This window comes from Rothia sp. HMSC064F07 (genome assembly GCF_001837265.1).
Taxonomy (GTDB): domain Bacteria; phylum Actinomycetota; class Actinomycetes; order Actinomycetales; family Micrococcaceae; genus Rothia; species Rothia mucilaginosa.
Genome location: NZ_KV831926.1, coordinates 587,537 through 598,235, shown reverse-complemented (window position 1 = coordinate 598,235; position 10,699 = coordinate 587,537). Strand labels below are relative to the sequence as shown.

8 protein-coding genes are annotated in these 10,699 nt (G+C 60.2%); 3 read left to right on the top strand and 5 right to left on the bottom strand.

From position 1 onward, the window contains the following. Window positions 1–1,340 (top strand): alpha-amylase family glycosyl hydrolase (locus HMPREF2712_RS04955; protein ID WP_070819416.1); only part of this gene is annotated, 1,340 nt, incomplete at its 5' end. 126 nt (window positions 1,341–1,466) lie between these two features. Further along, window positions 1,467–3,272: a glycoside hydrolase family 13 protein gene (locus tag HMPREF2712_RS04950; RefSeq protein ID WP_070737684.1), complete on the top strand. Its 1,806-nt coding sequence runs from the start codon at window positions 1,467–1,469 to the stop codon at window positions 3,270–3,272. 158 nt (window positions 3,273–3,430) lie between these two features. Here the strand turns inward: HMPREF2712_RS04950 and HMPREF2712_RS04945 are convergent, their stop codons facing one another. Then, window positions 3,431–4,387, bottom strand: a complete 957-nt coding sequence (locus HMPREF2712_RS04945; protein ID WP_070819415.1) for an AEC family transporter — start codon at window positions 4,385–4,387, stop codon at window positions 3,431–3,433. A gap of 286 nt (window positions 4,388–4,673) precedes the next feature. On the opposite strand from HMPREF2712_RS04945, the gene HMPREF2712_RS09015 reads away from it, so the two are divergent. Beyond that, complete coding sequence (locus HMPREF2712_RS09015) at window positions 4,674–5,135, top strand: hypothetical protein (RefSeq protein ID WP_141762569.1); 462 nt, start codon at window positions 4,674–4,676, stop codon at window positions 5,133–5,135. Window positions 5,136–5,325: 190 nt separating this feature from the next. On the opposite strand, the gene HMPREF2712_RS09070 is transcribed toward HMPREF2712_RS09015, so the two are convergent. The 4 genes from HMPREF2712_RS09070 to guaB form a co-directional block, all read right to left on the bottom strand. Beyond that, window positions 5,326–5,487 (bottom strand): hypothetical protein, encoded by a 162-nt coding sequence (locus HMPREF2712_RS09070; protein WP_168167387.1) that lies wholly within the window; start codon window positions 5,485–5,487, stop codon window positions 5,326–5,328. A gap of 190 nt (window positions 5,488–5,677) precedes the next feature. Further along, complete coding sequence (guaA, locus tag HMPREF2712_RS04940) at window positions 5,678–7,270, bottom strand: glutamine-hydrolyzing GMP synthase (protein ID WP_070819414.1); 1,593 nt, start codon at window positions 7,268–7,270, stop codon at window positions 5,678–5,680. Window positions 7,271–7,489: 219 nt separating this feature from the next. After that, window positions 7,490–8,620 (bottom strand): GuaB3 family IMP dehydrogenase-related protein, encoded by a 1,131-nt coding sequence (locus HMPREF2712_RS04935; protein WP_005505070.1) that lies wholly within the window; start codon window positions 8,618–8,620, stop codon window positions 7,490–7,492. A 145-nt stretch (window positions 8,621–8,765) separates the two neighbouring features. After that, window positions 8,766–10,283 (bottom strand): IMP dehydrogenase, encoded by a 1,518-nt coding sequence (gene guaB, locus HMPREF2712_RS04930; RefSeq protein ID WP_005505069.1) that lies wholly within the window; start codon window positions 10,281–10,283, stop codon window positions 8,766–8,768. Between the last annotated feature and the right edge of the window lie 416 nt (window positions 10,284–10,699).

The window sequence follows — 10,699 nt, the reverse complement described above, 5'->3', positions numbered from 1 at the left end:
GGGACGAGGCGACCGGCCAGTTCTACCTGCACTACTTCTCCGTCAAGCAGCCCGACCTGAACTGGGAGAACCCGAAGGTCCGCGAAGAGGTCTACGACATCATGCGCTTCTGGCTGGACAAGGGCGTGGACGGCTTCCGCATGGACGTCATCAACCTGATTTCTAAGGACCTCTCCTTCCCCGAGGACCCGGCAGTCCTCGCAGGCGGCCTCGACAACTCCCTGGCTGTCGCAGCCAACGGCCCGCGCGTGCACGAATTCCTGCAGGAAATGAACCGCGAGGTCTTGAGCAAGTACCCGGTCATGACCGTGGGCGAAACCCCCTGCGTGACCGTCGACGACGCCGCGCTCTACACCGGTTTCGACCGCAACGAGCTGCAGATGGTGTTCCAGTTCGAGCACATGGACGTAGACGCCTCCGAAGGTGGCGTGACCGGCAAGTGGTCCGACCGCCGCTTCAACCTGGTTGACCTCAAGAAGGTCCTCACCCACTGGCAGGAGGGCCTGCACGGCCGCGGCTGGAACTCCCTGTACTGGAACAACCACGACCAGCCGCGCACCGTCTCCCGCTTCGGTAACGACTCCCCCGAGTACCGCACCGTCAGCGCCAAGATGCTCGGCACCGTGCTACACCTGATGCAGGGCACCCCCTACATCTACCAGGGTGAAGAGCTGGGCATGACCAACGTCTTCTTCGACGATGTGAAGGACTACAACGACCTGGAGATTCACGACTCCTGGCGCAAGTACGTTGAAGAGTCGGGCCGCGTCTCCGCCGAGGACATGCTGCGTTACATCAGTGCCTCCGGCCGCGACAACGCACGCACCCCCATGCAGTGGACCGCCGGTGAGAACGCAGGCTTCACCACCGGCACCCCGTGGCTGAAGCTGAACCCGCGCTACACCGAAATCAACGCGGAGGCAGAGCTCGCCGACCAGGATTCGGTGTTCTACCACTACCGCGATCTGATTAGCCTGCGCCGCGAGTACCCGATTATCCTGACCGGCGAGTACCGCCTGCTGGATGAAGAGGATGACCAGGTTTACGCCTACCTGCGCGTGAACTCCGATGAGGACGCCGCCGCAACCGGCGAGCGCGCCCTGCTGGTCGTCGCGAACTTCACCGATGACACCGTTCAGCTGAACTACGCGGGCGGCAACCTGGATTCGGTGGTGCTGACCAACTCGCAGGCTCTCTCCCCGAACGAGCTGAAGGCAATCGAGAACGCCCCGAAGCTGATTAGCTCGAACTATCGCGATGAGAACCGCGAGTTCACCGACGAGGGCACCCTGCTGCGCCCCTACGAGGCGAAGGTCTACCTCTTCGGTAACGCCAAGTAGGCACGCCCCAAAAATGTAATGCGCGAGGGGGATCCGGAACAGACATTCCGGTCCCCCTCGCCCTATACTTCAATCACAGACACCTTTTTCCTCTTCGGCGTAACCCGCCGGTACAGAAAGGCAATTATGAGCAACTCCGAGGCATACGAGGTTCCCTCCTACGAAGGCCGCCAGTGGTGGAAGGAAGCCGTGGTGTACCAGGTGTACCCCCGCTCCTTCAACGACGCTAACGGCGACGGTATCGGTGATCTGAAGGGCATTACCGAGAAGCTGCCCTACCTGGCTAAGCTGGGCATCAACGTCATTTGGCTCTCCCCCGTGTTCGACTCGCCGAACGTGGACAACGGCTACGACATCTCTGACTACTTCGCCATCATGAGTGACTTCGGCACCATGGAAGACTTCGACGAGATGCTTGAAACCGCCCACAAGCACGGCATCAAGATCCTGATGGACCTGGTCGCGAACCACACCTCCGATGAGCACCCCTGGTTCAAGGAATCCCGCTCCTCCAAGGACAACCCCTACCGCGACTACTACATTTGGAAGGACCCGAAGGGCTTCGACGAGGACGGCAACCCGATTCCTCCGAACAACTGGGCGTCCGAGTTCGGCGGCCCGGCATGGGAGTGGGACGAGGCGACCGGCCAGTTCTACCTGCACATCTTCTTCAAGGAACAGCCCGACCTGAACTGGGAGAACGAGAAGGTTCGCGAGGACCTGTACTCCATGGTCCGCTGGTGGCTGGACAAGGGCGTTGACGGCTTCCGCCTGGACGCTATCAACATCATCTCCAAGCCCGAGGGCTACCCGGATGACCCCTCCACCGACTACGAGAAGCACACCTCCTCGATTCCGTTCGTCATTACGAACGGCACCATGGTGCACCCGTGGATGAAGGAACTCACCCGCGAGACCTTCAGCCGATACGACGTGATGACCGTGGGCGAGACCAGCGCAACCAGCCCCGAGGACGCTAAGCTGTGGGCTGGCTACCACACCGGTGAGCTGAACATGATCTTCCACTTCGATCACATGGGCGTGGATAACGACCCGAACGGCAATCTGGGCGGCAAGTGGTCCTACGCACCGTACAAGCTGACCGAGCTCAAGCGCATCCTGAACGACTGGCAGACCACCCTGGAGGGTAACGCCTGGGGTTCGCTGTACTGGAACAACCACGACCAGCCGCGCGTTGTCTCCCGCTTCGGTAACGATTCGGATGAGTTCCGCACCCTGTCCGCTAAGCAACTGGCGACCACCCTGCACTTCATGCAGGGCACCCCGTACATTTACCAGGGTGAAGAGCTGGGCATGACCAACGTGAAGTTTGATTCGATTGAGGATTACCGCGATGGTGACTCAATCCGCTTCTACGAGGACATGCACGTTGACCACAAGCGTCTGAGCCACGAAGAGGCGATGCAGGCGATTTACATTAAGGGCCGCGATAACGCTCGTACCCCGGTTCAGTGGGATGCCTCCGCTAACGGTGGTTTCAGCCCCGAGGGTGTGACCCCGTGGATTGCTGTGAACCCGAACTACCCGGCGATTAACGCTGAGGCTGTTCTGGCTGATGAGGATTCGATTTTCTACCACTACCAGCAGCTGGTGGCTCTGCGCCGCGGCAAGCTGAAGGATCTGATGGTTTACGCAGCCTTCGCTCCGGTGGATTCGGTTCAGGTTCCGCACAACGAGGATGAGGCTGTGTACGCCTACACCCGTACCGGTGGTGCGGATGGCAGCCCCGCGAACGAGTCTTTGCTGGTGATTTCGAACTTCACTGCCGAGGAGCAGGAGCGCGACTTCGCTGTGCTTGCTGAGGCTCGTGAGGCTGGTGCTCGTGTTGAGCTGGTGAGCTCGAACTACAAGGACGACGCGGGTTCGACCCTGCGCCCCTACGAGGCGAAGGTGTACCACATCGTTCGCTAAGCGCTGTAGCTCGTTGAGTGCTACCGTGTGCCGATAAGGTGATAGACAGCAGAAGGAGGGTGAGGCTTATGCCCCGCCCTCCTTTTGTGTTGTCTTCTGCGTGGTCTCCTGTGTTCTCCCGGCGTGCTTTCTTGGCTCTATTTAGCTGGCGGCTCTACTTAGCTGGCGAAGACGAGCTGCAGGATCGGCACGGCGAGCGCTATCATTCCTACGCTGACGGCTGCCCCTGCGGCAATGACGGGGGCTGCGGTGCCTTCGTGCCGGTAGTGGGTTTCCAGAATGACGATATTAGCGGCTGGCGGTAGCACTCCGAGGACAAAAAGTACCTGTGGGTGCGCCAGTAGCTGCTCGAGGTGCACTCCAGTGTGCGTGTGCATCCAGTGTGCGGCGGTTAGTATGCCGACGCTGTAGACGCTCACGAGCACGACACGCAGTAGCGCCCATCGGGCGGCTTGTTTGAGGTCAGTTCGGTGCAGGCGGGCGGTGCTCAGCCACATACCTAGCACCGTGAGCCCTACGAAGCTGAAGACCCAGGTGATGAGCCGGTAGATACCGGCGGCGTGGGTGTTGAGGAACGGCCCGGCGGGCAGGCATATCAGCCCGATTGCTACGGCGATAATGGGGCGGTTAGTGAGCAGGGACCGCAGTGCTGCACCGACGGCAGCTTTTCGTGTGGGCTTGGCTCGACTATTCGTGAGTCCACCTGCATTGGCTTCTCTGCGCATGAGTGAGGTGCCGAGGATATTGCCCATGACGGAGTTGCCGATATACGCGCCGACGTATAGGCGTACGGCTTCCTCGCCCCAGAAGCTGGCGACTACGGGGATTCCGAAGATTCCGGCGTTGAGGTAGACGAGGGCGAGCTGTTGCACCGGGTCGTTAGTGAAGAAGGCGGAGCAGCGTACTAGAAGCGCCATGAGCACCATGGTGGAGGCCGCCATGAAGAAGAGTTCGGGGCGGCTGGTGGCGACGGTGTAGATGATGACGGCGGGAATGATCCAGCGGGTCAGCAGGGCGGAGGCGCTTTCTTTCAGGCGGTTGCCCCAGTGCTCGGGTAGCAACATTGCGAGCCCGATTCCTGCCCCTAAGTAGAGGAGTGGGAGGATGATTCCCATGCTCGTTCCTTTCGCTGTAGCTCTGCCGTTTTTGCCTCGTTAGGGCGTGTCTAATAACCCTACCCTGAACCTTCAGGTTAAGGTTTACTACTTTTTCGTTGTATTTTTCGAAATTTTCGCGTCATATTGCATCATATTCGCTGATGCTCTCGTTTTTTATACTGCTCGCTTCTAATCTTGAAATATAGAGAGAATATATTTTCCACCACATTTTTTCGTTCTATCACCGACACTCATTTCTTACGAGATTAGGAACTAGGCTGTTCCTTCTCCCGTGAGGCTAAATATGCAGGAGCCCGCAATGCAGCAGCCGTATCTTTCGTCCCCTCCCGAATCTGGAGGCGTCCCGCAGCGTCCGGCGCAGGTTCCCAGTCAGCATGCTGATGCGCATATTCCGTGGCGTTCATCAGCTCCACTTACTGCCCCCGCTACAGCTTCTGTAGCGACTGTACCCGCCTCTGAGGACCCTGAGCGCACGTTTAGGGTTCCTCACCCGGTGTTGAGCGCTATCTCGTGGGTGATTGCGGCTGCGAGCGCTGCGTGGCTTATCATTCTGGCTGTTTCGTTGACGATGATTGTGGCGTCGGGTCTGAGCCATGATTCTGAGTTTGTGATGCTGACCTATGGTGTGTACATGGCGTGCGCGTTTGGCTTCTGCTGTTTTGGTACGTTTTTTGCTTTGCATTTTGGGTTGGGGTCGAGCGCTCATTGGCGTGATTCGATTCGTCACCCGCATCACCCACACTAAAAAGGTTTATTTCTAGGCGTAGTTTTTCGGGTATTTTTGGAATGCATTTCTTTTATTTAGACCCCGCGTTTAAAAAATAAATGAGGATTTTTTAATACGCCCCAAAACGCCTCCCCTTTTCTACACGACTTGATGCCAGAAGCCGCCCGGCGCATCCACATTCGGATGCACCGGGCGGCTTACTTTTAAGCTAAAAGTCTGGGGTAGGGCGCTGCGAGGCAGAACGTTCCGCCACGGGGATTTCTTCAGAACAGTTTGCGTCATCTGCAAGGGCAGAAAAACTGACGAAAAACTCATAGACGGAGGATTCATACTCTTGCTTTTGAATGTGCTCGTTATCAGCTTTTAACATCTTTAGCCCCTCCTTATGACATTAGGTTAGTGCTCTGCGCATGTCAGACGAAGCATGCATAAGCACATTATATTTCGTTCATCCCTGGCATCTGCAACGTACATACTCACAAAAGGAGCCGCCCGGCGCATCCACATTCGGATGCACCGGGCGGCTTCTTCACGGGAGGAGCTTCACTCCCCCACGGGGATTACTCCCACTCAATGGTTCCCGGGGGCTTAGAGGTAACGTCCAGCACCACTCGGTTAACGTCCTTGACCTCGTTCGTAATACGGTTCGAGATCTTAGCCAGCAGGTCGTACGGCAGGCGCGACCAGTCAGCGGTCATTGCGTCTTCCGAAGAGACCGGGCGCAGAACAATCGGGTGGCCGTAAGTACGGCCGTCACCCTGAACGCCCACGGAGCGAACGCCAGCCAGCAGAACCACGGGGCACTGCCAGATGTGCTCGTCCTGACCTGCTGCGGTCAGCTCTTCACGCACGATAGCGTCAGCGGCACGCAGGGTGTCCAGGTTCTCGCGGTTAACCTCACCGACAATGCGGATGCCCAGTCCGGGGCCGGGGAACGGCTGACGTGCCACGATCTTCTCGGGAACGCCGAGCTCACGACCGATAGCGCGAACCTCGTCCTTGAACAGGGTGCGCAGCGGCTCAACCAGTTCGAAGGTCAGGTCGTCGGGAAGGCCGCCCACGTTGTGGTGGCTCTTAATGTTTGCGGTGCCGTCGCCGCCGCCGGACTCAACAACGTCCGGGTACAGGGTGCCCTGGACCAGGAACTTGATGTCTGCGCCCTCTTCGCCCGCTTCAGCGATCAGCTTGCGCTGTGCCTCTTCGAAGGAGCGGATGAACTCGCGGCCGATAGCCTTACGCTTCGCCTCAGGCTCGGTCACGCCCTCGAGCGCGGAGAGGAAACGCTCCGACTCGTCGATGGTGATGACCTTAATGCCCATGGATGCTGCGTAGTCCTGCTCGACCTGTTCGCGCTCACCTTCACGGAGCAGACCGTGGTCGATGAAGAAGCAGGTGAGCTGGTCGCCAACAGCTTTGTGCACGAGTGCTGCCGCCACGGAGGAGTCAACGCCGCCGGAGAGCGCGCAGATGACGCGGTCGCTACCGACCTGCTCGCGGATCTTTGCGACCTGCTCTTCGATGATGTTGTTGGTGGACCAGGTGGGCTTCAGGCCTGCCACATTGTAGAGGAAGTTCTCCAGGGCGACCTGGCCGTAGTCGGAGTGCTTCACCTCGGGGTGCCACTGCACGCCGCCGAGCTTGCGGGATTCGTCCACGAATGCTGCCACGGATGCGCCGGGGGTCTTTGCCAGCACCTCGAAGCCTTCGGGGGCTTCGGTCACGGAGTCACCGTGAGACATCCACACGTTCTGGGTGGTGGGGGTGCCGGTGAGGAAGGAGGAGTTCTCAGCGCAGACCACAGCGTCGGTTGCGCCGTATTCGCGCAGACCGGTCTGGGCGACGGTGCCGCCGAGGGTCTGGGCCATCACCTGGAAGCCGTAGCAGATACCGAAAATCGGCACGCCAGCTTCGAAGAGGGCCTTGTCGCCCTTGGGTGCGCCATCGGCGTAGACCGAGGAGGGGCCACCGGAGAGCACGATGGCTGCCGGGTTCTTGGCGAGCATCTTCTCGGTGCTCATGGAGTGGGGGACGATTTCGGAGTAGATGCCGGCTTCACGCACGCGACGAGCGATGAGCTGCGCGTACTGTGCACCGTAATCTACCACCAGGACGGGACGCTCTTCGAGCTGGTCCAGGTTCACAGAGTTGGTCACGAAAATTACCTCAACGTGTTGGTACTAATCCGCGCACTTGCGCGGGGATATATCTATTTTACGCTATCGCTGTACGCCGCCGACGGCGCGTAGCCCCTCCCCTATTCTGGGGTGCCGCTACATGCTCTAACGGGGGTAGAGCGTGCGTATAGAAAGCACCGCCCGGCGACCGGCAGGGCAAAACCTGCCAACCGCCAAGCGGTGATTCATGAAGCTACATTAGCCGCGGTACGCGGGAACCACGGTCAGGTCCGCCTTCTGGAACTTCTTCAGGTCCAGGTAACCGCAGTTAGCCATTGCGCGCTTGAGCGCACCGACAATGTTGCTGGTGCCGTTCACGTGGTGCGAAGGACCGTACAGGACCTCCTCCAGGGAGCCGACAACACCCAGCGGGGTGCGCACGCCACGCGGGAAGTCCAGCGAGTGCGCCTCGTTGCCCCAGTACCAGCCCTGGCCGGGAGCCTCGGATGCGCGAGCCAGCGGAGCGCCCAGCATGACGGCGTCAGCGCCCAGTGCGAGCGCCTTCACCATGTCACCGGAGCGACCCAGGGAACCATCAGCGATCACGTGTACGTAGCGGCCGCCGGACTCATCCAGGTAGTCGGAACGTGCCGCAGCCACGTCGGCGATAGCGGTTGCCATGGGTGCGGAGATGCCCAGGCCCTGGCGGGTGGTCTGTGCGGAACCGCCGCCGAAGCCCACCAGCACGCCGGCTGCGCCGGTACGCATCAGGTGCTTAGCCTGCGAGTAGCCAGCAACGCCACCAACGATGACCGGAACGTCGAGCTCGTAGATGAACTTCTTCAGGTTCAGCGGCTCGTGCGAGGTGGAAATGTGCTCAGCAGAGACGGACGCACCGCGGATGACGAACAGCTCAACACCCGCCTTCACCACGGTTTCGTAGTGCTCCTGGGTGTTCTGCGGGCTCAGGGAGCCTGCAACGACCACGCCGGAGTCACGAATCTCTTCCAGGCGTGCAGTGATCAGTTCCGGCTTAATCGGCTCGGAGTAGATCTGCTGCATGCGGGTGGTTGCGGAGGCGGGGTCCGCCTCGGGCAGCTCAACAATCTCGTCGAGCAGCGGCTGCGGGTCCTCGTAGCGGGTCCACAGGCCCTCGAGGTTCAGCACGCCCAGGCCACCCAGCTTACCCAGTGCAATGGCAGTCGCCGGGGACATGACCGAGTCCATGGGCGCACCAATGATGGGGGTGTCGAACTTGAAAGCGTCAATCTGCCAGGAGGTGTCGACGTCGCGGCGGTCGCGGGTACGACGGGTGGGAACCAGCGCCACATCGTCCAGGGAGTAGGTGGGGCGGGCGTTCTTAGAGAGGCCAATCTGAATTTCAGACATGGGGTGAATCCTTTCGAATTCGGTTTGAGGGGTGCCGCTGGGCGTTATTCGCGCCGATGCCCGCCCGATACCTGAACGGGTATGGGGCGGGCTCAACGGCGCATGGTGTGCACACCATGCGGCGAATCATCGTTGGTGAGGCGTTTTAGCGGCGGTAGTTCGGTGCCTCAACGGTCATCATGATGTCGTGCGGGTGCGATTCCTTCAGACCTGCGGGGGTGATGCGCACAAACTGACCCTTGTACTTGAGTTCCTCGATGGTGCGGGAACCGACGTAGAACATGGTCTGGCGCAGGCCACCTTCGAGCTGGTGAATCACTGCGGAGAGCGGGCCGCGGAAGGGAACCTGACCCTCAATACCCTCGGGGATCAGCTTCTCTTCGCTGGAGACGTCAGCCTGGAAGTAGCGGTCCTTGGAGAAGGACTTGTGGCGGCCGCGGGTCTGCATTGCGCCCAGCGAACCCATGCCGCGGTATGCCTTGTACTGCTTACCGTTCATGAAGATCAGCTCACCGGGGGACTCGGTGGTACCGGCAAGCAGGGAGCCGAGCATCACGGAGTCAGCGCCTGCAACCAGTGCCTTGCCGATCTCGCCGGAGTGCTGCATACCGCCGTCAGCGATCAGCGGCACGCCTGCCGGGATTGCTGCCTTAGCGGACTCGTTGATAGCGGTCACCTGGGGAACGCCAACACCGGCGATAATGCGGGTGGTGCAGATGGAGCCGGGACCAACGCCGACCTTCACGCCGTCAGCGCCGGCATCGATGATTGCCTGTGCGCCCAGGCGGGTTGCGGCCTGGCCACCGATGACGTCCACGTGTGCTGCGGCGGGGTCCTTCTTCAGGCGGGCGATCATGTCGAGCACGCCCTGGGAGTGGCCGTTTGCGGTGTCCACGAACAGTGCGTCAACGCCTGCCTCGACCAGGGTCATTGCGCGCTCGTAGCCGTCGCCGAAGAAGCCGATAGCGGCGCCGGCACGCAGGCGGCCGTCCTCGTCCTTGGTGGCGTTGGGGTACTGCTCAGTCTTGACGAAGTCCTTGAGGGTAATCAGACCGGCGAGCTTGCCTGCGTCGTCGACCAGGGGCAGACGCTCAATCTTGTTGTTGGACAGCAGCGCGAATGCTTCGTCCTTGGTGACGCTGGGGTGCGCGGTAACCAGCGGCATGGGGGTCATGATGTCGCGGACGCGAATACCCTCGTAGTCGGAGCGGGAGATGTAGCGGATATCGCGGTTGGTGATGATACCTTCCAGCACGCCCTCTTCGCTGACGACGGGCAGACCGGAGACCTTGTAGTAGCCGCAGACCTCGTCGTATTCGGCGATGGTTGCGTCAGCACCGATGGTGACGGGGTTAATGATCATGCCGGACTCGGAGCGCTTAACGCGGTCCACGTGTGCAGCCTGGTCCTCGATGGAGAGGTTGCGGTGGATAACGCCCATACCGCCCAGACGTGCCATAGCGATTGCCATAGCGGAGTCGGTCACGGTGTCCATTGCGGCGGAAATGATGGGGGTGTTCAGGGTGATGCGCTTGGACAGGCGGGTTGAGGTGTCCGCATCGGAGGGGATGACGTCGGTGTTACCGGGCAGCAGTAGCACGTCATCGTAGGTCAGGCCGGTGAAGCCGAAGGGATCCTCGGACAGAGCGGTGGGAATGGTCATTGTCTACCTTTCGGATGCTGGCTTCATCGGTGAGAAGCTCAGCCTATACGTTGCGTATGTCAAGATGCGGTACGACCCGTCTGCTCGCACCCCACAAGGTGGTTTGAGCGCAAACGGGAACAGCTTACCTTCTATAGTAAACCGCTAAAGGTTTCTTTGCTGAGAAGCACTCATAGTAAGAGCCCCTCAGCAGGAGGCTGTCGGCAGGTTCTAGCGCCCCCACGAACGCGAGCGCATCCGAGCCTACCGACAGCGAGTGCCCGGTACCGCCTCCATGGTGGAGGGGCGGCACCGGGCACACACACTATTTAGTCTTCTTCAGTTTCTTCGGGCTTCTCAACCACCAGGGTCTCGGTGGTCAGCACCAGAGCCGCGATGGAGGACGCGTTCTGCAGAGCCGAACGGGTCACCTTCAC

What these genes read in the sequence shown, in the direction of transcription:
- HMPREF2712_RS04935 (WP_005505070.1), bottom strand. Translation starts at nt 8,620, where the DNA reads ATGTCTGAAATTCAGATTGGCCTCTCTAAGAACGCCCGCCCCACCTAC.
- HMPREF2712_RS04945 (WP_070819415.1), bottom strand. Translation starts at nt 4,387, where the DNA reads ATGGGAATCATCCTCCCACTCCTCTACTTAGGGGCAGGAATCGGGCTC.
- HMPREF2712_RS09070 (WP_168167387.1), bottom strand. Translation starts at nt 5,487, where the DNA reads ATGTTAAAAGCTGATAACGAGCACATTCAAAAGCAAGAGTATGAATCC.
- HMPREF2712_RS04950 (WP_070737684.1), top strand. Translation starts at nt 1,467, where the DNA reads ATGAGCAACTCCGAGGCATACGAGGTTCCCTCCTACGAAGGCCGCCAG.
- HMPREF2712_RS09015 (WP_141762569.1), top strand. Translation starts at nt 4,674, where the DNA reads ATGCAGGAGCCCGCAATGCAGCAGCCGTATCTTTCGTCCCCTCCCGAA.
- guaB (WP_005505069.1), bottom strand. Translation starts at nt 10,283, where the DNA reads ATGACCATTCCCACCGCTCTGTCCGAGGATCCCTTCGGCTTCACCGGC.